The sequence below is a fragment of the Pseudomonas sp. NFACC25 genome (genome assembly GCF_900100935.1).
GTDB classification, from domain to species: Bacteria; Pseudomonadota; Gammaproteobacteria; order Pseudomonadales; family Pseudomonadaceae; genus Aquipseudomonas; species Aquipseudomonas marginalis.
In genome coordinates this window covers 137,278-162,886 of the sequence record NZ_FMUC01000008.1, presented here as the reverse complement: position 1 = coordinate 162,886, position 25,609 = coordinate 137,278, and the positions used below count along the sequence as shown (strand labels likewise).

Annotated in this window: 28 protein-coding genes; 13 read left to right on the top strand and 15 right to left on the bottom strand. The window is 62.6% G+C overall.

What is annotated here, in order from left to right; translation table 11 throughout:
• The first annotated feature begins 111 nt into the window (after positions 1 to 111).
• From BLQ09_RS19240 to BLQ09_RS19230, 3 genes are read left to right on the top strand one after another with little or no spacing between them, the layout of a single operon-like run.
• A complete protein-coding gene (locus tag BLQ09_RS19240; protein ID WP_092358254.1) occupies positions 112 to 525 on the top strand; it encodes a membrane lipoprotein lipid attachment site-containing protein in 414 nt (137 codons plus the stop codon).
• 44 nt (positions 526 to 569) lie between these two features.
• Positions 570 to 1,457, top strand: a complete 888-nt coding sequence (locus BLQ09_RS19235) for a KPN_02809 family neutral zinc metallopeptidase (protein ID WP_027605284.1) — start codon at positions 570 to 572, stop codon at positions 1,455 to 1,457.
• A complete protein-coding gene (locus BLQ09_RS19230) occupies positions 1,458 to 2,435 on the top strand; it encodes a hypothetical protein (protein WP_092358252.1) in 978 nt (325 codons plus the stop codon).
• Here the strand turns inward: BLQ09_RS19230 and BLQ09_RS19225 are convergent.
• Genes BLQ09_RS19225 through BLQ09_RS19215 form a run of 3 tightly spaced genes read right to left on the bottom strand, consistent with a single transcriptional unit; the run spans position 2,425 to position 4,531 of the window.
• A complete protein-coding gene (locus BLQ09_RS19225) occupies positions 2,425 to 3,054 on the bottom strand; it encodes an HAD family hydrolase (protein WP_092358250.1) in 630 nt (209 codons plus the stop codon). The genes BLQ09_RS19230 and BLQ09_RS19225 overlap by 11 nt on opposite strands.
• Positions 3,051 to 3,920, bottom strand: a complete 870-nt coding sequence (gene tesB, locus BLQ09_RS19220; protein ID WP_027605282.1) for an acyl-CoA thioesterase II — start codon at positions 3,918 to 3,920, stop codon at positions 3,051 to 3,053. The genes BLQ09_RS19225 and tesB overlap by 4 nt, the downstream gene beginning before the upstream one ends.
• Positions 3,921 to 3,961: 41 nt before the next feature.
• Positions 3,962 to 4,531 carry a GNAT family N-acetyltransferase gene (locus tag BLQ09_RS19215; RefSeq protein ID WP_027605281.1) on the bottom strand — a complete coding sequence of 190 codons (570 nt, stop codon included), beginning with the start codon at positions 4,529 to 4,531 and terminating at the stop codon, positions 3,962 to 3,964.
• Positions 4,532 to 4,607: 76 nt separating this feature from the next.
• On the opposite strand from BLQ09_RS19215, the gene BLQ09_RS19210 reads away from it, so the two are divergent.
• Both BLQ09_RS19210 and BLQ09_RS19205 read left to right on the top strand, forming a co-directional pair.
• Complete coding sequence (locus BLQ09_RS19210) at positions 4,608 to 5,528, top strand: histone deacetylase family protein (protein WP_092358248.1); 921 nt, start codon at positions 4,608 to 4,610, stop codon at positions 5,526 to 5,528.
• Positions 5,529 to 5,699: 171 nt separating this feature from the next.
• Entirely contained in the window at positions 5,700 to 6,926 is a 1,227-nt protein-coding gene (locus BLQ09_RS19205) for a TIGR03862 family flavoprotein (RefSeq protein ID WP_092358246.1), read from the top strand.
• Between the two features lie 123 nt (positions 6,927 to 7,049).
• Here BLQ09_RS19205 and BLQ09_RS19200 read toward each other — a convergent pair whose 3' ends face one another.
• Together BLQ09_RS19200 and yedA are read right to left on the bottom strand one after the other, a co-directional pair.
• The gene (locus BLQ09_RS19200) at positions 7,050 to 8,387 is read right to left on the bottom strand and encodes an RNA helicase RhlE1 (protein ID WP_092358244.1); all 1,338 of its coding nucleotides are present in this window, start codon (positions 8,385 to 8,387) and stop codon (positions 7,050 to 7,052) included.
• A 48-nt stretch (positions 8,388 to 8,435) separates the two neighbouring features.
• Positions 8,436 to 9,332, bottom strand: coding sequence for a drug/metabolite exporter YedA (yedA, locus tag BLQ09_RS19195; protein ID WP_092358242.1), 897 nt, complete (start codon positions 9,330 to 9,332; stop codon positions 8,436 to 8,438).
• Between the two features lie 160 nt (positions 9,333 to 9,492).
• Between yedA and BLQ09_RS19190 the strand changes: the two genes are divergently transcribed.
• Positions 9,493 to 9,954, top strand: a complete 462-nt coding sequence (locus BLQ09_RS19190) for an Lrp/AsnC family transcriptional regulator (RefSeq protein ID WP_027605276.1) — start codon at positions 9,493 to 9,495, stop codon at positions 9,952 to 9,954.
• An 86-nt stretch (positions 9,955 to 10,040) separates the two neighbouring features.
• Here BLQ09_RS19190 and BLQ09_RS31675 read toward each other — a convergent pair whose 3' ends face one another.
• Positions 10,041 to 10,313, bottom strand: coding sequence for an acyl carrier protein (locus BLQ09_RS31675; protein WP_027605275.1), 273 nt, complete (start codon positions 10,311 to 10,313; stop codon positions 10,041 to 10,043).
• Positions 10,303 to 10,869, bottom strand: coding sequence for a hypothetical protein (locus BLQ09_RS19180; protein WP_027605274.1), 567 nt, complete (start codon positions 10,867 to 10,869; stop codon positions 10,303 to 10,305). The genes BLQ09_RS31675 and BLQ09_RS19180 overlap by 11 nt, the downstream gene beginning before the upstream one ends.
• A gap of 55 nt (positions 10,870 to 10,924) precedes the next feature.
• On the opposite strand from BLQ09_RS19180, the gene BLQ09_RS19175 reads away from it, so the two are divergent.
• Complete coding sequence (locus BLQ09_RS19175; RefSeq protein ID WP_092358240.1) at positions 10,925 to 11,215, top strand: DUF6124 family protein; 291 nt, start codon at positions 10,925 to 10,927, stop codon at positions 11,213 to 11,215.
• A 45-nt stretch (positions 11,216 to 11,260) separates the two neighbouring features.
• Here BLQ09_RS19175 and BLQ09_RS19170 read toward each other — a convergent pair whose 3' ends face one another.
• From BLQ09_RS19170 to BLQ09_RS19160, 3 genes are all read right to left on the bottom strand, one after another.
• Positions 11,261 to 11,872, bottom strand: a complete 612-nt coding sequence (locus BLQ09_RS19170; protein WP_065924992.1) for a 3'-5' exonuclease — start codon at positions 11,870 to 11,872, stop codon at positions 11,261 to 11,263.
• 46 nt (positions 11,873 to 11,918) lie between these two features.
• Positions 11,919 to 12,395, bottom strand: coding sequence for an NYN domain-containing protein (locus tag BLQ09_RS19165; protein ID WP_024077544.1), 477 nt, complete (start codon positions 12,393 to 12,395; stop codon positions 11,919 to 11,921).
• A gap of 117 nt (positions 12,396 to 12,512) precedes the next feature.
• Positions 12,513 to 13,256 carry a DUF2076 domain-containing protein gene (locus BLQ09_RS19160; protein WP_092358238.1) on the bottom strand — a complete coding sequence of 248 codons (744 nt, stop codon included), beginning with the start codon at positions 13,254 to 13,256 and terminating at the stop codon, positions 12,513 to 12,515.
• A 180-nt stretch (positions 13,257 to 13,436) separates the two neighbouring features.
• Between BLQ09_RS19160 and BLQ09_RS19155 the strand changes: the two genes are divergently transcribed.
• Both BLQ09_RS19155 and BLQ09_RS19150 read left to right on the top strand, forming a co-directional pair.
• A complete protein-coding gene (locus tag BLQ09_RS19155) occupies positions 13,437 to 14,096 on the top strand; it encodes a YciC family protein (protein ID WP_027605271.1) in 660 nt (219 codons plus the stop codon).
• A gap of 40 nt (positions 14,097 to 14,136) precedes the next feature.
• Complete coding sequence (locus BLQ09_RS19150; protein ID WP_027605270.1) at positions 14,137 to 15,225, top strand: endonuclease/exonuclease/phosphatase family protein; 1,089 nt, start codon at positions 14,137 to 14,139, stop codon at positions 15,223 to 15,225.
• Positions 15,226 to 15,301: 76 nt separating this feature from the next.
• Here BLQ09_RS19150 and hrpB read toward each other — a convergent pair whose 3' ends face one another.
• Positions 15,302 to 17,812 carry an ATP-dependent helicase HrpB gene (gene hrpB / locus BLQ09_RS19145; RefSeq protein ID WP_092358236.1) on the bottom strand — a complete coding sequence of 837 codons (2,511 nt, stop codon included), beginning with the start codon at positions 17,810 to 17,812 and terminating at the stop codon, positions 15,302 to 15,304.
• A 110-nt stretch (positions 17,813 to 17,922) separates the two neighbouring features.
• Here hrpB and BLQ09_RS19140 point away from each other — a divergent pair, with 110 nt between their 5' ends.
• Together BLQ09_RS19140 and BLQ09_RS19135 are read left to right on the top strand one after the other, a co-directional pair.
• The gene (locus BLQ09_RS19140) at positions 17,923 to 18,342 is read left to right on the top strand and encodes a hypothetical protein (protein ID WP_027605268.1); all 420 of its coding nucleotides are present in this window, start codon (positions 17,923 to 17,925) and stop codon (positions 18,340 to 18,342) included.
• 9 nt (positions 18,343 to 18,351) lie between these two features.
• Complete coding sequence (locus BLQ09_RS19135; RefSeq protein ID WP_027605267.1) at positions 18,352 to 19,245, top strand: cation diffusion facilitator family transporter; 894 nt, start codon at positions 18,352 to 18,354, stop codon at positions 19,243 to 19,245.
• Here the strand turns inward: BLQ09_RS19135 and BLQ09_RS19130 are convergent.
• The gene (locus tag BLQ09_RS19130; protein ID WP_092358234.1) at positions 19,242 to 20,279 is read right to left on the bottom strand and encodes a DUF6515 family protein; all 1,038 of its coding nucleotides are present in this window, start codon (positions 20,277 to 20,279) and stop codon (positions 19,242 to 19,244) included. The two genes, BLQ09_RS19135 and BLQ09_RS19130, sit on opposite strands and share 4 nt — an antisense overlap.
• Positions 20,280 to 20,710: 431 nt before the next feature.
• Here BLQ09_RS19130 and BLQ09_RS19125 point away from each other — a divergent pair, with 431 nt between their 5' ends.
• Both BLQ09_RS19125 and BLQ09_RS19120 read left to right on the top strand, forming a co-directional pair.
• Positions 20,711 to 21,190: an Lrp/AsnC family transcriptional regulator gene (locus BLQ09_RS19125; protein ID WP_003194418.1), complete on the top strand. Its 480-nt coding sequence runs from the start codon at positions 20,711 to 20,713 to the stop codon at positions 21,188 to 21,190.
• Between the two features lie 227 nt (positions 21,191 to 21,417).
• On the top strand, positions 21,418 to 21,627 hold the full coding sequence (locus BLQ09_RS19120) for a DUF2788 domain-containing protein (protein ID WP_025999909.1): 210 nt from the start codon (positions 21,418 to 21,420) through the stop codon (positions 21,625 to 21,627).
• On the opposite strand, the gene BLQ09_RS19115 is transcribed toward BLQ09_RS19120, so the two are convergent.
• The 3 genes from BLQ09_RS19115 to BLQ09_RS19105 form a co-directional block, all read right to left on the bottom strand.
• Positions 21,622 to 22,257: a pseudouridine synthase gene (locus tag BLQ09_RS19115; protein ID WP_027605265.1), complete on the bottom strand. Its 636-nt coding sequence runs from the start codon at positions 22,255 to 22,257 to the stop codon at positions 21,622 to 21,624. The genes BLQ09_RS19120 and BLQ09_RS19115 overlap by 6 nt on opposite strands.
• Before the next feature lie 71 nt (positions 22,258 to 22,328).
• Positions 22,329 to 23,801: an AMP nucleosidase gene (amn, locus tag BLQ09_RS19110; protein WP_024077553.1), complete on the bottom strand. Its 1,473-nt coding sequence runs from the start codon at positions 23,799 to 23,801 to the stop codon at positions 22,329 to 22,331.
• A gap of 113 nt (positions 23,802 to 23,914) precedes the next feature.
• Complete coding sequence (locus BLQ09_RS19105; RefSeq protein ID WP_092358232.1) at positions 23,915 to 25,570, bottom strand: acyl-CoA dehydrogenase family protein; 1,656 nt, start codon at positions 25,568 to 25,570, stop codon at positions 23,915 to 23,917.
• Positions 25,571 to 25,609 lie beyond the last annotated feature (39 nt).

Sequence of the window (25,609 nt, the reverse complement as noted above, 5' to 3'; positions counted from 1 at the left end):
CCAAGAGCATAACCAAACACCGGGCGAACAGCGCACTAAATCACCGGATTCGAGTCCAACGCAGCACCTTAGCCTGCGCATTGCATACTTTTTAACCAAGGCCTCGTTGCTATGAAAAAATTCCTCTTTGTTCTTTCTGCCCTTGCCCTGCTGACCGCCTGCGACCAGGCGTCCACGCCGGCGCCCAAACCTGCGCCGCCTTCCGTGCAGGCCGCCCTGGTACCCGAAACCCCGCCCACGGATAAATGGGTCGGCAAATGGATCGGCGTCGAAGGCCTGCACCTGACCATCGCCAAGGACGACAGCATCGGCCGTGGCCATTACCTCCTGACCATGCAATACGGCCTCGACGCCGACGACTCGGGCACCTTCAAGGGTGAAGCGGCCGAAGACGGCATCGCCTTCACCCGTCCGGACGGCCCGCAACTCCTACGCGCCGGCGACGGAGAAGCGACCGGGCTGAAATGGCTGGCGGACAAAAAAGACTGCCTGATCGTCGCCACCGGCGAAGGCTATTGCCGTTAATACCGACCATACTCAATCACGGTTAGCACACAGAGGATTGCCCCATGCTATGGAAAAAAGGCCGACGCAGCGACAACGTGGTGGATGCCCGCGATGACAGTGGCGGCGGCGGTGGCGGGATGCGCTTTGGCGGCGGCAAGGGCCTGAGCCTGACCGCGATTGTGCTGATCGTCGGCATCGGCTGGCTGACCGGCCAGGACCCGATGCAGATCCTCGGCCAGTTGACCGGCCAGATGGAACAGGCACCCTCGGTGAGCACGCAGTCGCGCCAGGCACCGCCGGCCAACGATGAGCAAGCCGACTTTGTGCGCGCGGTGCTGGGCGATACCGAAGACACCTGGGGCCAGGTGTTCCAGGAAAACGGCCTGGCCTACAAGAACCCGAAGCTGATTCTGTTCCGTGGCCGGGTCAATTCCGCCTGCGGTGGCGCCACCTCGGCCAGCGGCCCGTTCTATTGCCCGGCTGATCAGCAGGTCTATCTGGACCTGGATTTCTTCCGGGAAATGTCCCAACGCTTCCAGGCGGCCGGCGATTTCGCCCAGGCCTATGTGATCGCCCACGAAGTCGGGCACCACGTACAAACATTGCTGGGCATTTCGTCGAAGATCCAGGCCGCACGCCAGCAAGGCCGACAAATGCAAGGCGACGGTGGCCTGCTGGTGCGCCAGGAGCTGCAAGCCGACTGCTTCGCCGGTGTGTGGGCCAACCGTGCGCAAAAGCGCCTGAACTGGCTGGAGCCTGGCGATATTGAAGAAGCACTGAACGCCGCCAACGCCATCGGCGATGACCGTTTGCAGCAGCAGGGCCAGGGGCGCGTGGTGCCGGATTCGTTTACCCACGGCACCTCGGCACAGCGGGTGCGCTGGTTCAAGACAGGCTTCGCCCAGGGCCAGATCACTCAATGCGACACGTTCGCTGCCAAGAGCCTATAAATGAATCAACGATTGGGACTGCTGTTGGGCCTGTTGCTCATCTCGTCATCCGCCTGGGCCGCCGAGCAGGGCGTCAAGGTGGTCAGCCCCGAGCGTTTTCATCTGGAGGCCGGCGATCTCAGCCTCGGGCTGAGCCAGGACTGGCGCCAGCCACTGCCCGACGTCACCCGCGCGTTGATCATCGTGCACGGGCGCCTGCGTAATGCGCAGACCTACCTGCAAAGCGGAATGGATGCCGCCGAACACGCAGGCGTTGGCCCCACCACATTGGTAATCGCACCGCAGTTTCTCAATGGGGCCGACGTGAAGCGCAACCATCTGGACAATCAGTTGCTGCGCTGGAAGGGCAATGACTGGATGGCCGGCGATGCCTCCACCGGCCCAGGCCAGATCAGCTCTTTCGGCGCCCTCGACCAGATCATCAAGCACCTGGGAAACCGCACGCTGTTCCCGGCGCTGAAGGAAATCGTGGTCGCCGGTCACTCCGGCGGTGGCCAGGTGGTGCAGCGCTTCGCCCTCACCGGCCACGCGCACACGGCCCTGCAAACCGAGGGTATCCGCCTGCGCTATGTAGTGGCCAACCCCTCGTCCTATGCCTACTTCAGCCCACAGCGGCCGGTGAAGTTCGAGACCGCCAGTTGCCCGGGCTTCAACACCTGGAAGTACGGCATGCAGCACCTGCCGGCCTACGCCAACGGCCAAAGCGCCGAGCAGCTGGAACAAGCCTACGTATCACGCACCATCACTTACCTGCTGGGCCAGCAGGACACCGACCCGAACCACCCGGCGCTGGATAAAAGCTGCGAAGCCGAGAGCCAGGGCGCGTATCGGCTGATTCGCGGGCACAACTACTTTGACTACCTCAAGCAGCGCCATCCGCAGTTGCGCCAGACGCTGGTGGAAGTGCCGGGGGTGGGGCATGACGGGGATGGGATGTTTACGTCGCCCGAGGGCCAGAAGGTACTGTTCACTCAGTAATACCTGACGAAACAGTCTCAAAATATGGGAGCTGGATCATTCGGCGCAATGCAGCGCAGTCTGCAGCATGCCAATCCGCCAGCTCCGGCCACGGGTTCTCCGGCAGGTTGACCAACACCGTCCGCGCCCCTGCCGCCCGGCCGCAGTCCAGGTCAAAACGGTAATCGCCGACCATCACCATCTCGCTCGGCGATACATCCCACGCCGCCGCCAATTTCAACAACCCACCCGGATCGGGCTTGGGCGGCGCATCGTCGCGCCCCAGCACATCGTCCACGGCAAAGCAGTCCGCCAGGCCAATCGCGTCCAGGGTGATATGCGCCAACTCCCGCGCATTGCGGGTCAAAATGCCCAGGCGATAACCGCGCCCGGCCAGCTCGCGCACCAGTTCCACCGCACCGTCCGCCGCGACGGAGCCCAGCGCCAGCTCGCGCTCATGTTCCAGCAACCAGGCGTGCTTGGCCGCTGCGATGTCCGCCGGTAATGCGGCAAGGTGAGTGAGGATGTCGTCCTCGGGGGGAATGTCCAGGGCCACGCGAATCGCCGCAAAGTCATGCACCGCCACCGTCAGCGTGCCGTCCATGTCGAACACCCAGTGCTTAACGTCCGTCAGGCTCATGCCCAATCCTTGCGATGGCGGATCAAGCCTTCCTGGGTCACCGACGCCACCAGTTGCCCGGCGCGGTTGTACACGCTGCCGCGGGAGAACCCACGGGAGTTTCCGGCCCATGGGCTGTCCATGGCGTACAGCAACCAGTCATCGGCACGCAGGTCGGCGTGGAACCACAACGCGTGGTCGAGGCTGGCGACCTGCATGTCTTTCTGCCACACGGTCTTGCCGTGGGGCAGCAACGAGGTGGTCAGCAGGCCGAAGTCCGAGGCGTAGGCCAGCAGGTATTTGTGCAGCGCCGGCGTATCCGCCAGGGCACCATCGGCGCGAAACCACACGTACTTGACCGGGTCGGACGGCTGCGGGTTGAACGGGTCTTTTTCGGTGACCGGGCGCACTTCAATCGGCTTGGGGCACAGCAGCTTGTCGCGCATATGCTCGGGAATCAGGTGCGCGCGCTGCTGGGTCAGCTCCAGCTCCGACGGCAGGTTTTCCGGGCCGACCACCACGGGCATGGTGGTCTGGTGCTCGAAGCCGGCCTCGTCGTACTGGAACGAAGCGCTGCAGGTAAAGATCGGGTGGCCCTTCTGAATCGCCGTCACGCGGCGCGTGCTGAAACTGCCGCCATCGCGTACACGGTCCACCGAATACACCACCGGCAACTTCGCATCGCCGGGGCGCAGGAAATAGCCATGCAGGGAATGCACATGTCGCGCTTCTTCGACGGTCTGGCTGGCGGCCGACAGCGACTGGCCGAGCACCTGGCCACCGAACAGTTGGCGAAAACCCAGGTCCTGGCTGCGGCCGCGAAAGAGGTTTTCCTCGATCGGCTCCAGGGTCAGCAAGTCCACCAGATCTTCCAATACTTGGCTCATAGAGCAACTCCTACAACAATCGAGAGGGCATTCCGGGCTGCTTATCCGTGCAGCGTGTCCAACCATTGGGCGCGGGTGATGCGGTACAAAACGTGGGGGCGCAGCGGGTCATCGGCTGCGACCTTGGGGTGTGCAAAATCTGCCTGGGGATCGTAATGCATACCGATGGCCTGCATGACTTTTTGTGATGGCAGATTGGCTTGAGTGGTGAAAGCGACGATTTCGTCCAACTGCAAACGGTCGAAACCACAGCGCAGCGCGGTCCAGGCCGCCTCGCTGGCATAACCCAGGCCCCAATGCTCACGGGCCAGGCGCCAGCAGATTTCCACCGCCGGGGTAAAGTCCGCTTCGAAGCTGACGTTCTGCAACCCGGTCAGGCCGATGAACTCACCGGTGTCCTTGCGTTGCAGGGCCCACTGGCCAAAACCGTATTCGGCGAAGTGGCCGCGAATCCGGCCGATCAGGGCGGCACTTTCCAGGTGACTCAATCTGGCCGGGAAATAGCGCATCACCTGCGGGTCGGCGCACATGCGCGCAAATTCCGTCAGGTCGGCATCGCGCCATTGGCGCATGACCAGGCGCGCGCTTTCCAATTGCAATATCTCCTCCATGGGTCCCCTCCCCTTGCCATGTGCGTGAGTGTACAGCGCTGTTAAGATCCTTCGCAGATCCCCGTCAGAAAATCCCATGCCTTTGCCATTGATCTACCACGATGACTACAGCCCTGAGTTCCCGGCAGACCACCGGTTCCCCATGGACAAGTTCCGCCTGCTGCGTGACCACCTGGTGGCCAGCGGCCTGACCGAAGACAGCCAATTGCTGCGCCCGTCGCTGTGCCCGGCGGAGATTCTGGCCCTCGCCCATGAACCTGGGTATATCGAACGCTACATGAGCGGCGAGTTGTCCCGCGAAGACCAACGGCGTCTTGGCCTGCCCTGGAGCGAAGCCCTGGCCCGGCGCACCGTGCGCGCGGTCGGCGGCTCGATCCTGGCGGCGGAGCAGGCGCTGGAACATGGCCTGGCCTGCCACCTGGCGGGCGGTACCCACCACGCCCACTACGACTACCCGGCGGGCTTTTGCATCTTCAATGACCTGGCGGTGATCAGCCATTACCTGCTGGCCAGCGGCCGGGTCAACCGCGTGCTGATCTTCGACTGCGACGTGCACCAGGGCGACGGCACCGCGCGCATCCTCCACGACACGCCGGAGGCGATCACTGTGTCCCTGCACTGCGAAAAGAACTTCCCTGCGCGCAAAGCCCAGAGCGATTGGGACATCCCGCTGCCCATGGGCATGGGCGATGCCGACTACCTCACGGTGGTGGACGACGCCCTCAACTACCTGCTGCCGCTCTACCAACCGGACCTGGTGCTGTACGACGCCGGCGTCGATGTGCACAAGGATGACGCCCTCGGTTACCTCAAGCTGACAGACGCAGGCGTGGCCGCCCGCGATGAAAGCGTGATGCGCCATTGCCTGGGCCGCGACATCCCGGTGATGGGCGTGATCGGTGGCGGCTACAGCAAGGATCGCCCCGCCCTGGCCCGCCGCCACGGCATCCTGCACCACAGCGCGCAGCGGGTGTGGACGTCATCAGGGTGTCATTGAAGTGTGGGCGTTACCCACAATGCCTGTGGAACGGCCTGTGGATAACTTGAGCGTAAGCGTCTAAGAGCCCGTAGCTGTCTAGCCTGTAGGAAGCTGTACATTTTTTGATCAGGCAACGCCGCGCGCCTCGGGTAGAATGCTCGGCTTATTTCCGCGATCGTAGCCCTGCCCATGTCCGATATTTCCTCTCGACACGTCTCCATCATCGGCGGCGGCCCTGCCGGGCTGATGGCCGCCGAAGTCTTGAGCCTGGCCGGGGTGCGGGTAGACCTGTACGACGGCATGCCGTCGGTGGGGCGCAAGTTCCTGCTGGCGGGCGTGGGCGGCATGAACATCACCCATTCCGAGGCGTACCCGGCCTTTGTGGCGCGCTATGCCGAGCGTGCCCCGCAAATGGCAGCGTTGCTGCGTGGGTTTGATGCCGAAGCGTTGTGCGAATGGATTCATGGCCTGGGTATCCAGACCTTTATCGGCACTTCCGGTCGCGTGTTTCCCACGGATATGAAAGCCGCCCCACTGCTACGTGCCTGGCTCAAGCGCCTGCGCGACCAGGGCGTGGTTATCCACACCCGGCACCGTTGGGTGGGCTGGAATGCCGAGGGTGATTTACTTATCCACAGCCCGGACGGCGAAAAAGTTGTCCACAGCGATGCCGTGCTCTTGGCCTTGGGCGGCGGCAGTTGGTCGCGCCTGGGCTCCGACGGCGCCTGGCTCAAGCTGCTGGAGGATAAAGGCGTGCCTTGCGTGGCCCTGCAACCCAGCAATTGCGGCTTCGAGGTGTCGGCCTGGAGCGACTTGATGGTCAGCAAATTCGCCGGCGCACCGCTGAAAAACGTCGCCATTGGGCTGGGGGATGACAAGCCGCGACTCGGCGAATGCGTGATCACCGCCACCGGTATCGAGGGCAGTTTGATCTACGCGCTGTCGGCGCCGATTCGTGAGGCGATCAACCGTAATGGCTCGGCGACGGTGCATATCGATTTGCTGCCGAGCAAGCCATTGGACAAGGTCCAGGCCGCCTTGACCAAGCCGCGAGGTTCGCGCTCGATGAGCAAGCATTTGCACAGCCAATTGAGTTTGGATGGGGTCAAGGCGGCGCTGTTGCGAGAGTTGGCACCCGCCGAACACTTCAATGACCCGGCGCAATTGGCGGTGGCTATCAAGGCGTTGCCGCTGACAGTGGTGAAGACACGGCCGATGGATGAAGCCATCAGCACCGCAGGCGGCGTGCCCTTTGAAGCGTTGGATGAGCGGCTGATGCTCAAGCAATTACCGGGGGTGTTTTGTGCGGGGGAGATGCTGGACTGGGAAGCGCCGACCGGCGGGTATTTGCTGACGGGGTGTTTTGCCAGTGGCAGAGCGGCTGGGCGGGGGATGTTGGAGTGGCTCAACCGCTGAGATCTGCGGTGGATTCAAAGCCGCCATCGGGGGCAAGCCCCCTCCCACAGTTTGAATGTATTCACAGATCAAAAATGTGGGAGGGGGCTTGCCCCCGATTAGGCCATCAGCCACCCCGTAAAATCACTTCTTCTTACGCGGCCCGGTATTAAACACCGGCACCTTGCGCACCGGCTTGATCGAAGGCTCCACCGGCGCCACGTCACCACTGTCCACCCACTTGCCGAGGTTGCGCTTGCCACCGCCGCCACCGGATGCCTTGGGCTTCTTCGGTTTTTTCGGCTTCTTCACCACCTGACCGCTGGCATCGGTATCCGGCACGCGGTGTTCCGGCTCGAAGTCCTGTTCCATCTTGCGGGTCAAGGTCTGGCGGGTCAGCATCTCGATGGCCGAGAGCATGTTGACTTCATCGGCACACACCAGGGAAATCGCCTCACCGGTGTTGCCTGCGCGACCGGTCCGGCCGATGCGGTGGATGTAGTCCTCGGCCACGATCGGCAGGTCGAAGTTGACCACCAGCGGCAGGTCTTCGATATCCAGGCCTCGGGCCGCTACGTCGGTGGCGACCAGGATCTGCACTTCGCTCGACTTGAAACGGTCCAGCGCGCGTTGGCGTGTGGCTTGCGGCTTGTCGCCATGGATGCCATCGGCATTGATGCCCAGGCCCTGCAACTTATCCACCAGCGCATCCACGCCGTTACGGGTCTTGGCGAACACCAGCACCTGCTTCCAGCGGCCTTTGCGCATCAGGTGCACAAACAGCTCCGCCTTGCGCTTCTTGTCCACCGGTACTACCCATTGCTTGACGGTGTTGGCGGCGACGTTACGCGGGCTGACTTCGATGCTCAGCGGGTCGTTGAGCATCTGCCCGGCCAGCAGGCGAATGTCATCGGAGAAGGTCGCGGAGAACAGTAACGTCTGGCGCTTTTTCGGCAGCATGCGATAGATGTTCGCCAGTTCTTCGGAGAAGCCCAGGTCGAGCATGCGGTCGGCTTCGTCCAGCACCAGGGTTTGCAGCTGGTTGAGTTTCAGCGCGTTCTGGCGGAACAGGTCGATCAGGCGGCCCGGCGTGGCGACCAGGATATCGACGCCCTTGCGCAGCTTCATCATCTGCGGGTTGATGCTCACGCCGCCGTACACCGCGTAGGTGGTGAGCGGCAGGTGCTGGGCGTATTCCGCAACGCTGGCGTGAACCTGCTCGGCCAGCTCGCGGGTCGGGCACAGGATCAGCGCGCGCGCCGAGTTGGCGGCGACTTTCGGCCCTTCCAGGGTCAGCAGTTGCAGCAGCGGCACGGCGAAACCGGCGGTCTTGCCGGTGCCGGTCTGGGCCGCGGCCATCAGGTCGCGACCGGCGAGCACCGCCGGAATGGCTTGCGCCTGCACCGGCGTCGGGGTCTGGTAGCCGAGCATCTCAAGGGCGCGCAGCAAGGGTTCGATCAGGCCAAGTGTGGCGAAAGTCATGTAGTTACCGTAGGAAAAATTCAGCGCAAGGGCGTAATGCGCGGCAGTTTACCTTATTTCCGGCTTGGGCTTTCGCCACTGGGGCAGGCTGATCAACAGCACGGCGCTGATAATCACCAGCATGGCCAGGGCCTCTTCCACACCGATGGTCTCGCCGATGAACACAATCCCCAGCAAGACTGCGACGGCGGGGTTGACGTAGGCATAGCTGGTCGCAGCTGCCGGGCGTACGTGCTTGAGCAGGTACATATAGGCGTTGAAGGCGATGATCGAGCCGAACACGGCCAGGTAAGCCAGGGCCAGCCAGCCTTCCAGCGGCGGCATGGCTTGCAGGCGCTCACCGGTCAGCGCGCTGGCGATCAACAGTGTCACCCCGGCCACCAGCATTTCTGCGGCACTGGCCATAGCGCCCGGCGGCAACGGCAGGCGCCGACTCCACACCGAACCAAACGCCCACGACGCCGCTGCAAACAACAATAAAGCGGCGCCCATGGGGCTAGACTGCAACGTGCTGCCCATGTTGAGCATGGCGATACCGATCATGCCCAGGATCACCCCGGCCCATTCCAGCCGGGTATTGCGCGCGCCCCAGAAATACCCGCACAGCAAGGTGAACAACGGCACGGTCGCCACCGCCAGCGCCGCCACGCCGGACGACACCCCAGTGTGCTCGGCCACACTCACCGCGCCATTGCCGAAGGTCAGCAGCAAAATACCGATCTTGGCAGCAGCCTTCCACTGCTCCCAGGTCGGCGCCGGCGCCCCACGCCAACGCAAAAATCCATACATCGCCGCACCCGCCAACAAAAAGCGAATACCGCCCAGCATCAGCGGTGGCCAGTATTCAACGCCGATGCGAATCACCAGGTAGGTGGAACCCCAGATCACATACAGTGCAAAAAAGGCGGCGATCAACGGTAAGGGAAAGCGACGTGTGCCAGGCATTGGGCGGCTCGAAGGCAGAGATAAGAGAGGCTTATTCTAAAAAGGCAGGTTGTTAAACATAAGTTACAAAACCTGTTTAAACCGCCCATACACTTTTCAAAACATGGTTATTATGGCTATAAACCATGCTTTCGAAAGCCACCCGCAACTGGAGCCTTATATGGACAAATACGACCGCATGCTCCTCAGCGCCCTGCTCGAAGACGGCCGCGCCTCCTACGCGCAACTGGCCCGCACGGTAAACCTCTCCGCCCCCGCCGTGGCCGAACGCGTGGCCAAGCTGGAAGCCAGCGGGGTGATCACCGGGTACCAGGCCAAGGTGGATTTTTCGAAAGTGGGCTTGCCGATTCAGTGCGTGATCGAACTGCGGCTGACCAACCACGGCAACCAGAAGGTGTATGACGCACTGGCCGAAATCCCGGAACTCACCGAATGCCACCGGGTGACGGGCGATCCGTGCGTGATCATGCAAGCGGCGGTGGGCTCGATGCCGGAGTTGGAGAGTTTGATCAATCGGCTGGCGAAGTTCGGGTTCAGCAAGACCTCGATTATTTTGTCGAGCGCGATAGAGCGACGGGTGCCGTTGGGGCAGTTGGAAACCAATGGCAAAAGTGGTGGCTGATCTACCGCCATCGGGAGCAAGCCCCCTCCCACAGTTTGATTTGTGAATACATTCAAAATGTGGGAGGGGGCTTGCTCCCGATGGCGTCAGTGGCCGCACTGCAAATTCGAGCGTTCAACGATCAAGTCAACTATCTGCTGGATGGTAGTGATGTGATCCCAATCTTCCTGGGTCGCTTGCAAGTTGAATTGCCACTTGATCTGCATGACAAAGCAGGTCAAATCATCATCAATAATCTTGAAGTCATGGATGAAGTCCGTTTGCTCCGTGACCTGGCTTCGGTCGATGAAACCGATGATATCGACGAATAGCTGAATCACCTTTTCGCTGATCTCGGCTCTAGTCGGGCTACCTTCCATTTCTTGCCTCATAGGCGCACTTACCAATACTGATTAGATCAAAGACAGCCAACCCCGCAGCAACGAAAGGAATGCCCCGTCCAATAATGCCAAATACCCGGACGGTGCCAAACGTTGCTTTCGCCATTCTGGCCACCGTGGGTTGCCTGATCAATGTACGAGGGAAAAAGCGCATTCCAATGAGACTCGCCAAGTTCGTCGTTTTGCTGGAGCCAACATGAACCCAAGTGCCCACGGCAATTTTGCTTATAGGTATGCCCGCGGCGCCAGTGAGAACCGTTGCGGCCGTCAAGCCATAGTGTTGCTGTGTACATTTCCAGAGTTCGTCAAACGTGGTGCTCGGCACCGAGGAGTCAGCATGAACGGGCTTGAGTAACTGGTAACTGGCGCCGTGGGTCCAGCCTGGCGAATTAGGTAAAACCATGACTGCCGGGCAACTTGTCATCGTGTTTCCCAAATGAAACGCCATGCTTGAAGTTGAGCCGAAATCAATGCCGTTGCCTTGGAGCTCAAACTGGCTTCGCACGATTGCTGTGTGAAGATCGCTTTCCTGCATGACGTAGTCCCTGTACGTAAATGACAGCCGGGATCTTAGGTCGCAGCGAAGGGCTATAGACGGGAGAAGGGAAAATCCAGAAAGGTCCGACAGGACAGCAAGGCTAAGCCTACCGACTATTCAGAAAGCAGATAAACGCCCTCAAGATGCCCCGCCCTTCATCCTGAATGACAACCTGAGCCTCGAAGACGCCCTCGCCCATGCGGCGGATTTGCTGCATTGCGCGGTGGGCACTGCGCACTTGTCGGGTGAGGGGATTGATGTGCAGCAGCGGGCGGTGATGCATTTGGTGGAGATGGCGAAGGGGGTGGTGGATCGGGCGTTGGAGTGTGTGCAGCCTCGATGAACGACAGATAACCGCCCCTCCCACATCTTGAACGGCGTTGTTCTGTCAGAACCCGCGATGTTTCTTCAAATGCTCATTGATCTTCGCCGCCGGCACTTTCTGCAGGGTGCACAGCAGGTCGTGGGACAGTTCGCGCAAGCCATGGGTACGCCGCAGTTCCTGGGCCAGGTGCGCCGTGAGGTTCGCGGCCATTTCCGCATCCGCCAGCGCGCGGTGGGCCTGGCCGGTGTGGGGCAGTTTCGCGTAGGCGTTGAGGGTGCCGAGCTTGTGGTTGGGCGCAGCCGGCATCAGGCGGCGGGCCAGCAGCAGGGAGCAGGCGAATTTTTGCAGGCGGGTGCGGCGGATCAGACCGAGTTCGAAATCCCAGAACTTCTGGTCGAACGCGGCGTTGTGCGCCATCAGCGGCGTGGTGCCGACGAATTCGTTGACTTCGTTCATCACCCGCTCGGCCGGCGGGGCGCTGCGCAGCATGGCGTTGCTGATGCCGGTGAGTTGCTCGATAAACCCAGGCACGCGCACACCGGCGTTCATCAGGCTCTGGTAGCGGTCCACGATCTGGCCGCGTTCGAGGATAACCACCGCGATTTCCGTGGCCCGGCAGTGGCTGCTCGGGGTGATGCCGGTGGTTTCAAAGTCGATGACCGCTATACGTTCCAAACCTGTTCCAACTCCGTCTAACCCTTTATTTATTAAGCCGCCGTACTTATTTGAGCAGCAACGCGCCTTCGATCGGCACGTAGCGGCTGGCGGCACGTATCAGTGAGTTGGCCGTCAGCCCCGGTACGCCGTAGGCCACGGCTTCGACGCCGTGCTTGTGGATGATGCGGTCGAGCAGCATGTCGAAATCGCCGTCACCGGAGGCCAGCACAATTTCGTCAACGTGGTCGGCGGCGTCCATGATGTCGATGGTGATGCCCACGTCCCAGTCACCCTTGGCCGAGCCGTCGCTGCGCTGGATATACGGCTTGAGTTTTACCGTGAACCCCAGGTTACGCAGGATCTGCTGGAACTGCTGCTGCTTGCTGTCACCGCGGTCGATGGCATACGCATAGGCCTCGACGATTTGCCCACGCGAGCTGATATCAGCCCACAGGGCGGCGTAGTTGAAATGGCAGCCATAGGCCTGGCGGACGGTGTAGTAGAGGTTTTGTACATCGGCGAACACTGCAATTTTCTTCACCGCACTTCCCCATGACAGCCAGGCGCCAGGGCCCGGAAAGGGTGCCAGTATGCCAGCCGCGAGAAGGTTGCCGGGAAAAATCAGACCGGGGCGGCTCAGCGCCCCGGGCCGGAAGGGTCAGACGAAGGAATCGTCGTCGCCGAAGGAAGAGGAATCGTCTGAATAGTCGCTGTCGGCAAAGCTGTCCGAGGCGTTGTCGCTGCCCCAGCTGTCATTGCCGGCGAACTTCTGGTCATCGTTGCCCCAGTTGCCGTTGTCACTGGCGGGCGCCGGCTCTTCACGGATGATCTCTTCCACCACCTGCGGCTGTTGCGAGTTGTGGTTGAACAGGCTGCTGATGCCTTCGGCCAGCAACACACCACCGGCCACGCCCGCGGCGGTTTTCATCGCGCCACCGAGGAACCCGCTGCCAATGGGGGCGGCGGCCGGTTGCTGCGGCTGTTGATAGTTCTGTTGCGGCGCTGGCTGGCCAAAGGACGGCCGCGCCGGTTCACGCCAGCCGCCGCCGGAAGAGGCCGGAGCGCTCTGGGCCGGTTGCGGGTCACGGGAACCGCCGCCAAAGATGCTCGACAGGAAACCACCGCCGCTCGCCGGGGCCGCTTGTGCGGACTTGGCCCGCTGCAACTCATCCTGCAATTGCTGGATCTGCTGCGCCTGTTGCTTGTTCTGCGCGTCGAGACTCTTGAGCGCGTGTTCCTGCACCAGGATCGACTGGGTCATGTAGTACCCGGCGGCCGGTTGGCGAGTCATATGCTCCTTGATCCGCGCTTCGGCCTGGGCGTCACGGGGGGCTGAGTCCGTTTCGGCTTGCTGCAACCGTGAAAACAGTCCATCGATCAGGGTTTGCTCTTCGCTGTTCATGGCGACCTCGTTAGATTGCCGGTAGAAATCGTGGCCTTGCCTGTGATCAGGCCAGGTGCTTAACCGTTATGGGGGTGTTACGAGTTGTTTCAATGGTCTTTACTCAAGGTTTACATTTGCTTACCGCTGGCCATGATCGGTTAAAGTGTTGCCCTTGCTTTCAGGCCTGCGATGAACCCGATGAATCCGTTAGACGTATTGCGCGACTCCTTCCGTTTTACCCGAGGCAACCTGGGCGCAATCGTCCAACTGTGCCTGCCATTGGTGATCCTCGAAGCCCTGTTGCAACAGCTGCTCGACCACACGCTCGGCGCGGATGCGTTCCCCGGCTACAGCGTGGTGGTGGGCTTGCTGGTGTACCCGCTGTACACCGGTGCCTTGATCCTGTTTCTCGACGCCCGCACCCGTGGCGAGTCGCCGCGCACCAAGGACATCTGGGCCATGGCCCTGACCCTGTGGCCGCGCTTCGCCCTGCTGACCGCCATGAGTACCCTCCTGATTCTGCTGGGCCTGTCGCTGTATTTCCTGCCGGGCCTGTGGCTGATGGTGGTGTTGGCGTTCGCCGAGTACCTGCTGGTATTGCGCGGCATGCCGGCACTGGAGGCGATGAAGGAGAGTTTGCGCCTGACCCGTGGGCATTTCTGGCGAATCCTGGTGTGCCTGTTGTGTGTCATGACGCCTCTGTGGCTGCTCAAGGGCGCCAGCGTCGCGGCCTATCCCAACCCCGCGCCGCTGGTGGGGCTGTTGATGGACAGCGCCCACAGCTTCCTGCAACTGTTCACCAGCGTGGTGCTGTTCCGTTTATTCATGCTGATCGGTGGCGATGCCGACGCGCGGTGATATGCTCCACGCCACTCCTGAAACGCCATAAGCCGAGCCGATGACCCGTTTATTGCGCATCACCCTGCTGGGCCTGCTGATCGTCGCAGGCCTGCTGACGGCCCTGATCTACAGCCTGACCTGGCGCCCCGCCGCCAAGGAAACCCTGCCCGTCAGCTGCGTCGCGCCCCGTGCGCCAACCCTGTTGCCCGGGCAGGCGCTCAAGGTCATGACCTGGAACGTGCAATACCTGGCCGGCAAGAACTACGTGTTCTGGTACGACACCGCCGACGGCAGCGGCCCGGACGACCGCCCCACCGTAGAGGACATGGCCGCCAGCCTCGACGAAGTGGCGCGGGTGGTTCGCGATGAACAACCCGACATCCTGCTGTTGCAGGAACTCGACGAAAACGCCAAGCCTTCCCACTACCAGGACCAGCTGACGCTTTTGCAGGAGCGCCTGGTCGACCTCTACCCGTGCAGCGCCCAGGCCTTCGACTGGAAAGCCGACTTCGTGCCCGACCGGCATATCTTCGGCAGCGTCGGCCGCAAGCTGGCGACCCTGAGCCGCTACCAGATCGAACACGCCGAACGCCTGCAATTGCCGGCGCCCGAGGCCAATATCATCAGCCGCCAGTTCCAACCCAAGCCGGCCTTGCTGTTGACCTACCTGCCCCTGAGCGATGGCGGCCAACTGGCGGTGCTCAACACCCGCCTGGACGGCGACGCGCCGGGGCGCAGTGCGGTGCAGGAACAGGTGCAAACGACGGTGAAGCTGCTGGACAAGTTCGAAGGCCGTGGCACGCCCTGGCTGATCGGCGGGGATTTCAACCTGCTGCCCCTGGGGCAGTTCCTGCGTTTGGAGGCGGGTAAGCGCGGGCAGTATTCGCCGGACAGTGAGCTGCATTTACTGTGGGACAAGTACCCGATGATCCCGAGCAACAGCCAATCCAGCGGGATTGATCGTGAGAAATGGCTGACGTACTTTCCCAATGACCCGAGCATTGATGGCCCGGATCGCACCGTCGATTACCTGTTCTACAGCCCGCGGATCAAGCGGGTGGAGGCGAATGTACGGCAGGAGGATACGTTGCGTATTTCCAACCATCTGCCGGTGATTGCACGGTTCCTGCTGCCCGCCGCGCAATAACCCACACAACAAGATTAATGTGGGAGGGGCGGTGCGACGATTCGACTTGCTCCCTCCCACATTTGGATCTTTGGCGTTACGACTTCCGGGGTTTGATCCGCGCGGTCGGCTCGGCTATCAGCGGATCATCCGGCCAGTAATGCTTGGGATACCTGCCCTTCAGATCCTTTTTCACTTCGGCGTAGGTACTGCGCCAGAAGTTCGCCAGATCCTGGGTCACCTGCACCGGCCGCCGTGCCGGGGACAACAGGTGCAACTTCACCACCTGGCGCCCGCCGGCAATGCGCGGGGTGTCGGCCAGGCCGAACAGTTCCTGCAAGCGCACCGCCAGGATCGGCGGCTGTTCGCTGTAGTCCAACCGCACCGATGAACCCGATGGCACCTTCACATGCTGCGGCGCCAGCTCGTCCAGGCGCTGGGGCAGCGGCCAGGGCAACAGGTTGTGCAAGTAGCTGGAGATATCCAGGTTGGCGAAGTGACTCAGCCGCGAGACTTTGCCCAGGTAGGGCATCAGCCAGTGCTCCAGGCTGGCGAGCAAGGCGTTGTCGCTGACGTCGGGCCATTCGCTGGTGTTGCCGGCGTCCAACTGGCGCAACAGCAGGACGCGGGATTGCCATTGGCGCAGCTCCGGGGTCCAGGGCAGCAGCTCCAGGCCTTTGCGCCGCACCAGGTTGACCAGCGCCTGGCCGCGCGCGGCTTCGTCGAGGCCGGTGAGCGGTTCGCGGCTGAGCACCAGTTCACCGACTTTGCGCTGGCGTTCGGCGCGCAGCACGCCTTCGCGCTCATCCCAGTCCAGTTGATCGACGTTGCGCACTTGTTCGGCGAGGACCGTGTCGAACAGCGCCGGATCGAAGTCCGCCGCCAGATAAATACGTTCTTCACGCTGGCCCTGGCGGCTGCCGAGGTCGGCGATCACCAGCCATGGCTGTTTCATCAGGCTGTCGGCCTCGGCGAATAATGCCGCGCGGCCATTGGCCAGGCGATATTCGGCACCGCCGGGGCGACGTTGCTGGGCGACACGGTCCGGGTAGGCCAGCGCCAGCAAGGCGCCGAGCCAGCGCGGGTGGTCGGGGTCGGCCACCGGCCGGGTCGCCTGGCCTCTCAAATAGCCACGGTATTGCCGCGCCAGTTGCTTGGCGCGTTGCACGCCGCCTTGAGTACCGCGCGCACGCTCTTCACCGGACATCAGCGCCAGGCGGCTGTGCAAATCCGCGCCGCCGCCGCGCAAAATATCGCGCTCGCCCAACAGTGCCGCGACATCACAGGCCGTGGCCGCCAGCCCCAGGTCCTGCCCGCGCAGCAACAAATGGGCGATACGTGGATGGGCCGGCAGCTCGGCCATCTTCTGGCCATGCGCCGTGAGTTTTTCGTCATTCAAGGCCCCGAGGCGCACCAGCAAATCCTGGGCCTGGGCATAGGCGGCGGTGGGTGGCACATCGAGCCACACGAGCTGTGGGGGCGTGACGCCCCAGCGTGCCAGTTGCAAGGCCAGGCCGGCGAGGTCGGCGGCGAGGATTTCCGCACTGCCATACGCGGCCAGCCCTTCATGCTGGTCTTCGGACCACAACCGATAACATACCCCCGGCTCCAAGCGCCCGGCCCGGCCCGCACGCTGGGTAGCGCTGGCGCGGGAGATGCGCTGAGTATCGAGGCGGGTCATGCCGCTGCCGGGGTCGAAACGCGGCACCCGCGCCAACCCGGCATCGATCACAACACGCACGCCGTTGATGGTCAGGCTGGTCTCGGCGATGTTGGTGGCGAGCACCACTTTGCGTTTACCGGCCGGTGCCGGATCGATGGCCGCACGCTGGGCGTTGAGGTCCAGCTCGCCATGCAGCGGGCAGAGCAACACGTCAGGGCTGTGCCCCAGGGCGTCGGCCAGTTGCTGGTTGACCCGGCGAATTTCCGCCTGGCCCGGCAGGAACACCAGCACGCTGCCGGTTTCATCGTGCAGGGCTTCGAGAATGGTTTGCACCACGCGCGGCTCGATGAATTCACCGGCCTGGTACGGCCGCCCCCAGCGCATCTGCACCGGGAACATGCGCCCCTCGCTGCGCAGGATCGGCGCGTCATCCAGCAGGCTGGCGAGGCGCTCGCCTTCGAGGGTGGCGGACATCAGAAGGATTTTCAGCGGTTGCTCGTCGCGAAACAGGTCGCGGCCGTTCAGGCTCAGGGCCAGTGCCAGGTCGGCGTCGAGGCTGCGCTCGTGGAACTCGTCGAAGATCAGCAGGCCGACACCGTCCAGTGCCGGATCGTCCTGCAAACGACGGGTGAGGATGCCTTCGGTGACCACTTCGATGCGCGTGTTGGGCCCGACCTTGCTGTCGAGACGGATGCGATAGCCGACGGTTTCACCGACTTTCTCCCCCAGTTCGCTGGCCAGCCGTTCCGCGGCGGCACGGGCGGCCAGGCGCCGGGGCTCGAGCATCAGGATGGTCTGCCCGGCCAGCCAGGGCTCATTCAACAAGGCCAAGGGCACGCGGGTGGTTTTACCGGCGCCGGGCGGCGCTTCCAGCACGGCTTCATGGCGATTCGCCAAGGCGTCACGCAGGGCGGGTAAAACATCATCGATCGGCAACGAATTCATACTGGCTCCAAAGCAGAGCGGCGAGTATAACGGCGAACTGCCGGATGCCGACGCTGGTCTCAATGGCAGTGCTATATAGTCCCGTATCAACCGTGTTCAGGAGAGTCTCCATGCGTATCGCTTCCCGTGTCATCGGCGGTGTCCTCGCCGTCACCCTGCTGAGCCAACTCACCGCCTGCGGGTCGATTTTCTACCCCGACCGCCGTGGCCAGATCGATGGCAAGATCGACCCGACCATTGCCGTGCTCGATGCCGTGGGCCTGTTGTTCTACGTGATCCCTGGCCTGATCGCGTTCGGCGTCGACTTCGCCACGGGCGCGATCTATTTCGAACCCGGCAAGACTGCCCAGGTTGACCCGGAAAAACTCCACGAAGCCATCGGCGCCGACGGCAAGGTCGACAACGCCAAGCTGCAAAGCATCATCCAGAAGGAAACCGGCCGCACCCTGCCGCTGGACGACCCACGCATGATCCAGTTCAAGGGCAGCGTGCAACAACTTGCGCTCCTGGGCCTGCAACCCGCCGCCTAAGGATCGTTTATGACCAGCAGTCCCGAACACGCCCGGCTGTTGCGCCTGGCCACCCGCGCCTCGGTGGGTGTGGCCTGTGCGCTGATCGTTACAAAGGCCATCGCCTGGTGGCTCAGCGGCTCGGTGAGCATGCTCGCCGGGTTGACCGACTCACTGCTCGATGGCGTGACCTCGCTGCTGAACCTGCTGGCCGTGCATTACGCCCTGCGCCCGGCCGATGACGATCACCGTTACGGCCATGGCAAGGCGGAGTCACTGGCGGGCATGGCCCAGGCGTTGTTCATTGGTGGCAGTGCGGTGTTGATCGCTTTGCAGGCCTACGAGCGCCTGCAGCATCCGGAACCGGTCGGCGCGCCGTGGCTGAGCATTGGGGTGATCGTGTTTTCCCTGGCACTGACCGTGGCGCTGCTGATGCTGCAACACCGGGTTGTGCGCGAAACCGGCTCCAATGCCGTGCGGGCAGACTCGTTGCACTACCGCTCGGACCTGCTGCTCAACGGCAGCATCCTGGTGGCGCTGGTGCTGGCGGGCATGGGCTTTCATCAGGTCGACGCCTGGTTCGGCCTGGGCATCGCTGCCTACATTTTGTGGAGCGCGATCCAGATCGCCAGGGAAAGCTTTGCGGTGTTGATGGACGAGGAACTGCCGCCGGACGTCAGCCAGCACATGCTGGAACTGGCGCGAGGCGTACCGGGGGTGTTGGGTGCCCATGACCTGCGCACGCGCATCTCCGGCAACCATTGGTTCGTGCAGTTGCACCTGGAACTGCCGGGGGAGTTGACGCTGTCAGTGGCCCACGGCATCAGCGACCAGGCCGCCGATGCCATTCACGCAGCCTACCCGCGCGCCGAAGTGCTGGTGCACGCCGACCCACGGGAAGTGGTCACGGGCGCCAAGGCCTAGTACTGCACCTGATACCCGCGACTGCTCAGGCAGTTGCCCTGGGCCTGGCGGTAGGTTTGCACCACCGCCGGGTCAGGGGCGTAGGTGACGGCCTGCGGGTCGAAGCCGCTTTGTTGCACCGCCCAGCGATAACAGTCGTAACCGTCCTGCTGCACTTGCGCCGGTGACTGCCCGTTGGCGGGATACGCCACCACGTCATAACCATTGCCTTGCGGTGCTGGCTGCGGCGCCGGCACTTGCGTCGGCGGTTGCACCACCACGTATTGCTGGGTGCTTTGTTCGTAGGCGTAGTAGGCGCCGGCGGCCAGGAACAGCAGCGAGCCACCTACCCACACTTCGCGCGCATAGTCCGGCAGGTAATGCACGCGGATGCCATACGGCGGCGCCACGACCACATAGCGCGGGCCTTGGGGGCGGTACCAGTAGCCGCCGGAGAAGAAGTAATCCTGGCCACGGTACGGCACCCGGTAGTTGCGGTCGGGGAAGCGGTCGACGACATAGCCAGGCCGATACTGGGGGCCGGGGCCCCAGCCGTTGCCATGGCCGTCGGGGCGACCTGGCCAGCGGTTATCGTTGGGATGCCCGTTGTAGCCCGGCCGCGAACCTGGGCCGCCGGCCTCCCAATTGCGGTTATCGTCGTTGCGTCGAGGAATGTCACGGTAGTAACCCTGACGCGGTTCCTGGGTCTGGCGCACGGTATCGGGGCGACTCTGGATCGGCAGGTTGTTCGCAGGCTGCGGGGCTGGCCGAGGCTGTTCGGCACCTTGCGGGCGACCTTGCCACTGCCCGCCACCGTGGGGCGGTTGCTCGGCGCGATCAAAATGCGGGTTCTGTGGACGTGGCTGATTATTTTCCGGCCGGGGTTGATTGTTCTGTGGACGCGGCTGGTTATTCTGCGGGCGCGGCTGTTCGTTACCCTCCGGTCCTCTTTCATGCTGGCCGCCACCCTCAGGGCGCGGCTCGTCGGCCATCACTTGCGTGCCGACGGTGACCATCAGCAAACCTACACCTGCCATATGCCAGATGCGCTTCATGCTATTCCTCACTGCGGATAAGGGCCTGGAAGGTCCGGCCTCATAGATGAGACTGGAAAAGCCCCGCCCGGTTCTGAGACAGGTTATCAGTCACAGGAACAATTTTCTTAAGGCAAAAGAAAAGGGGTGACCCGTCGGCCACCCCTTGAGAACTTCGTCCATGCTCAACGCTTTTGACGTTGGCTCACCTCACGCCGTCTTGTGGACAGTGTGCAGCCTGGAGGCCGGCTCGACCCTGCTGGGGTGGCGGCCGCAGCCAGCCTGATTGGGCGAGCTGCTGTGGACTGTTGTCCAGGCGGTGATTCTGTTGATAACGATACAGGCCAGCGCCGGGCAGATGATTGCGAAGATTGCGTCAATAAACAGTGCTTGCGCAATTTTTAACCCTTCATGGATAATTCACCGCAATAGTTACGACAAAGGCCAACCCAATGAGCAAGCTTGACCGATACGACCTGAGTATTTTGGCGGAATTGCAGCGCGACGCGAGGATCTCCAACCAGGAGTTGGCCGAGCGTATCGGCCTGTCGCCTTCGCCCTGCTCGCGCCGGGTCAAGCAGTTGGAGGACGACGGCTACATCGCACGCCAGGTCGCCCTGCTCGACCGCAAGATGCTCGGCCTGAGCCTCACGGCCTATGTGCTGATCGGCATGGACCGCCACACCCCCGAACGTTTCGAGAACTTCGAAGCAGCCATCCGCACCCTGCCCCAGGTGCTGGAATGCAGCTTGGTGACGGGGATGGATGCGGACTATCAGTTGAAAGTGGTGGTGCCGGACATGGACCACTATCAGAAACTGCTGCTGGGCCACCTCACCCGGATCGAAGGCGTGACCAGCGTGCGCTCGAGCTTTGTGCTCAACCAGGTGCTCAACAGCACCGAGCTGCCGCTGACCCACCTGCGCACCTGATCTCCTGAACAATGAAGATCGAATGTGGGAGGGGGCTTGCCCCCGATGGAGTATCAGTCACCAGATACACAGCCTGACACACCGCTATCGGGGGCAAGCCCCCTCCCACATTTGGCCTGTGTTCCAGCAGTGAAGTCTGCGTGCGACGCACCGACGCAGGTCAATGTTGCGCCTGTAACGCTGCCGTATACTTGCCGCCTGCCCCGTTGGAAGAGCCCATGAACAACATCGACCCCGCCCTGTTCGAAGAATGGATGATGACCGGCCTGGTCACTATCCTGATCATTTTCATGGGCTTTATCGTCTGGGACCTGGCAAAGAAATCCAAGGCCGGGCGCTTTGGTTCGTTCATCCTGTTTTTCGTGCTGGGCCTGGGCGTGGCCGCGTTCATCATCAAGAGCGTGGTGATCGGCCTCATCGAGTCCGGCGCTTTATAAACGCGCCGGCACTTCCTTCCATTGGCCTTGATCCAGGCCGTCGATTGTCCAATCGCCGATACGCACACGCACCAGGCGCAAGGTCGGCAGGCCCACGGCGGCGGTCATGCGCCGAACCTGGCGGTTACGCCCCTCTCGAATCACCAGTTCAAGCCAGTACGTCGGTAGGTTTTTGCGAAAGCGCACCGGCGGGTTGCGCGGCCATAACGCCGGTTCATCCAGACGCCGGGCCTCGGCGGGCAAGGTTTTGCCGTCGTTGAGTTCCACCCCGTCACGCAGGCGTTGCAGCAATGCTTCGGTGGGTTCGCCTTCCACCTGCACCCAGTAGGTTTTCGCCAGCTTGTGCTTGGGGTCGGCAATACGCGCCTGCAACTGGCCGTCGTTGGTCAGCAACAACAGACCTTCGCTGTCACGGTCCAGGCGACCTGCCGGGTAGATGCCGGGGATGTCGATAAAGTCCTTGAGCGTCGCGCGCCCGCCTTCGTCGCTGAACTGGGTCAGCACATCGAAAGGTTTATTGAACAGCACCAACTTCGGCTCGGCCGGCGGCGCCTTGGCGACACGGCGCGCGGCAGAATACGGAGGTTTCACGCCAGGGCGGCGCGAATCGGGACGGGTGGGACGGGACATGGCAAAGGAACATCTAACGGTCAGGACCGACAATGCTAGTGGCCTGACCGCTAAATGACCATCCCAACCGCTTAGCGGAACGGCGGCTCGTCGAAGCTGCGCAGTTTGCGCGAGTGCAACGAGTTGAGTTCGGTGCGCAACAGGTCCACCGCCTCGATGCCGATCTTCAAGTGCTGGCTGACCGCACGTTCGTAGAACGCGTTGGCCGAACCCGGCAGCTTGATCTCGCTGTGCAGCGGCTTGTCCGACACACACAGCAAGGTGCCGTAGGGTACGCGCAAGCGGTAGCCCTGGGCGGCGATGGTGCCGCTTTCCATGTCCACCGCCACGGCGCGGGACAGGTTGATCAACGGCCGCTCCTGGGCCCAGCGCAGTTCCCAGTTGCGGTCGTCGTAGGTCAGCACGGTGCCGGTGCGCAGGCGTTTTTTCAGCTCTTCGCCTTTCTCACCGGTGACATTCGCCGCCGCCTGCTGCAAGGCCATCTGCACTTCGGCCAGGGCCGGGATCGGGATGTTCGGCGGTACCACCCGGTCGAGAATCCCATCGCGGCGCATATAGGCGTGGGCCAGTACGTAGTCGCCGATGGTCTGGGATTGGCGCAGGCCGCCACAGTGGCCAATCATCAGCCAGCAATGCGGACGCAGCACCGCCAGGTGGTCGGTGATGTTCTTGGCGTTGGACGGGCCGACACCGATGTTCACCAGAGTCACGCCGTGGCCATCGCTGGCCTGCAGGTGATAGGCCGGCATCTGGTAGCGGTGCCACACTACGCCGGCGGCAATCGCCGAGGCTTCGCCGTGGTCCATGCTCTTATCGATGATGACGTTGCCCGGCAGCACCATGCGGATAAAACGCGGGTCGCTGCGCAGTTGTTCCAGGCCATGCAGGATGAACTGGTCGACATAGCGGTGGTAGTTGGTCAGCAGGATCCACGGCTGCACATGGCGCCAGTCGCTGCCGGTGTAATGCACCAGCCGACGCAGGGAAAAGTCCACGCGGGCCGCATCGAACAGCGCCAGGGGCAGCGGGTCGGTGTTTTCCCAGTCGTAGAGGCCATCGGCGATGCCATCGGTGGCGGCCGACAGGTCGGTGCTGGGGAACACGCGCGCCAAGGTCGCGGCGGTCACACCGGAGCCGGCCAGTTCGTCACCCTGCTCCACTACGTACGGATAAGGAATGTTCTGCTGGCTGACGCCCACTTCCACGGTCACGGTGAAGTCGTGCATCAGCGGCACCAGTTGTTCCAGCAAATACTTACGGAACGCCGCCGGATGCGTGACGGTTACGCTGTAGGTCCCGGGTAACTGGACCTTGGCATACGCCCGGGTAGTCTGTGGGACTTCGCCGTGGCAGTGGTAAGTCAGTCGCAGTTCCGGGTAGCGAAACAGCGCGCGTTGTTCGGCGTCGGGTTCGACGCGGTCCTTGAGGTATTGCTTGAGGGCTTGATTGAGCGCGCCGGTAGCCCGCTCATGCAGGGCCGCCAGCCGATCCACGGCCTCTTCGGCGGTTTGAACGACAACAAAAGCTTCGGTCACGGTAAGCATCCTGTGTTCTGACTTGCAGGCCTTTATCTTGCCTGTATCCCTGTCAGACGCAAACCTTGAATTGGAGTGCCTCTCAAGATGGCTGCAAGCCCCCTCCCACATGTGGACCGTGTTTATTCAGAGACATTGGGACTTGAGCGCGCGACGATGGCCCCGACATCGACGCCACGCGGCAAGGTGCCGTAGACGCGGCCAGACGACTGGCCCAAACGGCTGGCGATAAAACCATCGCTGACCGCCGCATGACCGGCCTCCAGCAGCAACTTGGCCTGTAGCGCCACGGCAATATCCTCGGTCAACTGCCGTGCGCGGTACTGGATGTCCTGGGTGTCCATGAACGCCGACTTCAGGTGTTCGATATGCCGTGCCAACTGCTTATCGCCATGCCCGTCACCGAGTTCGACAAACAGCGCTTCCAGCACGCCGGGCTCCTTGGACAGTGCGCGCAGCACGTCCAGGCATTGCACATTGCCGGAACCTTCCCATGTCGAATTCACCGGCGCTTCACGGTACAGGCGCGGCAGGATGCTGTCCTCCACGTAGCCCGCGCCGCCCATGCATTCGGCGGCTTCGTTGATCATCGCCGGGGCGCGCTTGCAGATCCAATACTTGCCCACCGCCGTCACCAGCCGAGCGAACTTGGCTTCCCGCTCATCGCCCAGATTGTCCAGGGCGCAGCCCATGCGCATGCTCAAGGCCAGCGAGGCTTCGCTTTCCAGAGCGAGGTCGGCCAGCACGTTTTGCATCAGCGGCTGCTCCCTGAGCACACGGCCACCGACCCGGCGATGAGCACAGTGATGGCTGGCCTGGGTCAGCGCCTGGCGCATCAAGGCACTGGAACCCACCATGCAATCGAAGCGGGTCATGGCAACCATCTCGATAATGGTGGGCACGCCACGCCCCTCTTCACCGATCATCCAGGCCAGGGCCCCACGAAACTCCACTTCACTGGACGCATTGGAGCAGTTGCCCAATTTGTTTTTCAGGCGCTGGATATAGAACTCGTTGCGGGTGTCATCCGGGCGGTGCCGGGGCAGCAGGAAACAGGTCAGGCCTTTGTCGGTCTGGGCCAGGGTCAGGAAGGCATCGCACATCGGCGCGGAGCAGAACCACTTGTGACCGACCAGTTCATAGGCTTGCCCGGGCCCGCCGGCGCCCACCGGATAGGCGCGGGTGGTGTTGGCACGCACGTCGGTGCCACCCTGCTTCTCGGTCATGGCCATGCCGATGGTTGCACCGGCCTTGTGGGCAATGCCGACATTGCGCGGGTCATAGTGGGTGCTGAGGATTTTCGGCAGCCAGGTCTGCGCCAGGTCCGGTTGCAAGCGCAGGGCCGGGACGCAAGCGAAGGTCATGGTCAGTGGGCAGCCGGTGCCGGCCTCAGCCTGGCTGTGCAGGTAGGTCATGGCCGCACGCGCCACATGGGCACCGGACTGTGGATGGGCCCACGGCAGCGACGGCAGGCCATGCTCGACCGCGGTGCCCATCAGCTCGTGGTAGGCCGGGTGAAACTCCACCAGGTCGATGCGATGCCCATACCGGTCATGGCTGCTGAACACCGGTTTGTTCTGGTTGGCCAGGAACCCGGCCGCCATCAGCGGCCCGCCGGCCAACGCCCCGTACGCATCGATGCGCGCCTGCGCCCAGCCGGCGCCAAAGCGTCGCGACCAGTCTTGCAGGGGCGCGTCGATGCGGTACAGGTTGGTGCCGTCCAGGGAGGGCGGCTGGTTGGTGACGTCGTGGGTTTCGGCGAACTGATGCAGGTTCATGACAGGCCTCCTGGAAAAAGGCCCTGTCGAATGCGCACC

What these genes read in the sequence shown, in the direction of transcription:
- BLQ09_RS19235 (WP_027605284.1), top strand. Translation starts at nt 570, where the DNA reads ATGCTATGGAAAAAAGGCCGACGCAGCGACAACGTGGTGGATGCCCGC.
- BLQ09_RS19150 (WP_027605270.1), top strand. Translation starts at nt 14,137, where the DNA reads ATGACCCGTTTATTGCGCATCACCCTGCTGGGCCTGCTGATCGTCGCA.
- BLQ09_RS19125 (WP_003194418.1), top strand. Translation starts at nt 20,711, where the DNA reads ATGAGCAAGCTTGACCGATACGACCTGAGTATTTTGGCGGAATTGCAG.
- BLQ09_RS19205 (WP_092358246.1), top strand. Translation starts at nt 5,700, where the DNA reads ATGTCCGATATTTCCTCTCGACACGTCTCCATCATCGGCGGCGGCCCT.
- hrpB (WP_092358236.1), bottom strand. Translation starts at nt 17,812, where the DNA reads ATGAATTCGTTGCCGATCGATGATGTTTTACCCGCCCTGCGTGACGCC.
- BLQ09_RS19210 (WP_092358248.1), top strand. Translation starts at nt 4,608, where the DNA reads ATGCCTTTGCCATTGATCTACCACGATGACTACAGCCCTGAGTTCCCG.
- BLQ09_RS19105 (WP_092358232.1), bottom strand. Translation starts at nt 25,570, where the DNA reads ATGAACCTGCATCAGTTCGCCGAAACCCACGACGTCACCAACCAGCCG.
- BLQ09_RS19160 (WP_092358238.1), bottom strand. Translation starts at nt 13,256, where the DNA reads ATGAACAGCGAAGAGCAAACCCTGATCGATGGACTGTTTTCACGGTTG.
- BLQ09_RS19140 (WP_027605268.1), top strand. Translation starts at nt 17,923, where the DNA reads ATGCGTATCGCTTCCCGTGTCATCGGCGGTGTCCTCGCCGTCACCCTG.
- BLQ09_RS19200 (WP_092358244.1), bottom strand. Translation starts at nt 8,387, where the DNA reads ATGACTTTCGCCACACTTGGCCTGATCGAACCCTTGCTGCGCGCCCTT.
- BLQ09_RS19225 (WP_092358250.1), bottom strand. Translation starts at nt 3,054, where the DNA reads ATGAGCCTGACGGACGTTAAGCACTGGGTGTTCGACATGGACGGCACG.
- BLQ09_RS19130 (WP_092358234.1), bottom strand. Translation starts at nt 20,279, where the DNA reads ATGAAGCGCATCTGGCATATGGCAGGTGTAGGTTTGCTGATGGTCACC.
- yedA (WP_092358242.1), bottom strand. Translation starts at nt 9,332, where the DNA reads ATGCCTGGCACACGTCGCTTTCCCTTACCGTTGATCGCCGCCTTTTTT.
- BLQ09_RS31675 (WP_027605275.1), bottom strand. Translation starts at nt 10,313, where the DNA reads ATGGAAGGTAGCCCGACTAGAGCCGAGATCAGCGAAAAGGTGATTCAG.
- amn (WP_024077553.1), bottom strand. Translation starts at nt 23,801, where the DNA reads ATGCTTACCGTGACCGAAGCTTTTGTTGTCGTTCAAACCGCCGAAGAG.
- BLQ09_RS19215 (WP_027605281.1), bottom strand. Translation starts at nt 4,531, where the DNA reads ATGGAGGAGATATTGCAATTGGAAAGCGCGCGCCTGGTCATGCGCCAA.
- BLQ09_RS19135 (WP_027605267.1), top strand. Translation starts at nt 18,352, where the DNA reads ATGACCAGCAGTCCCGAACACGCCCGGCTGTTGCGCCTGGCCACCCGC.
- BLQ09_RS19155 (WP_027605271.1), top strand. Translation starts at nt 13,437, where the DNA reads ATGAATCCGTTAGACGTATTGCGCGACTCCTTCCGTTTTACCCGAGGC.
- BLQ09_RS19230 (WP_092358252.1), top strand. Translation starts at nt 1,458, where the DNA reads ATGAATCAACGATTGGGACTGCTGTTGGGCCTGTTGCTCATCTCGTCA.
- BLQ09_RS19115 (WP_027605265.1), bottom strand. Translation starts at nt 22,257, where the DNA reads ATGTCCCGTCCCACCCGTCCCGATTCGCGCCGCCCTGGCGTGAAACCT.
- tesB (WP_027605282.1), bottom strand. Translation starts at nt 3,920, where the DNA reads ATGAGCCAAGTATTGGAAGATCTGGTGGACTTGCTGACCCTGGAGCCG.
- BLQ09_RS19190 (WP_027605276.1), top strand. Translation starts at nt 9,493, where the DNA reads ATGGACAAATACGACCGCATGCTCCTCAGCGCCCTGCTCGAAGACGGC.
- BLQ09_RS19240 (WP_092358254.1), top strand. Translation starts at nt 112, where the DNA reads ATGAAAAAATTCCTCTTTGTTCTTTCTGCCCTTGCCCTGCTGACCGCC.
- BLQ09_RS19180 (WP_027605274.1), bottom strand. Translation starts at nt 10,869, where the DNA reads ATGCAGGAAAGCGATCTTCACACAGCAATCGTGCGAAGCCAGTTTGAG.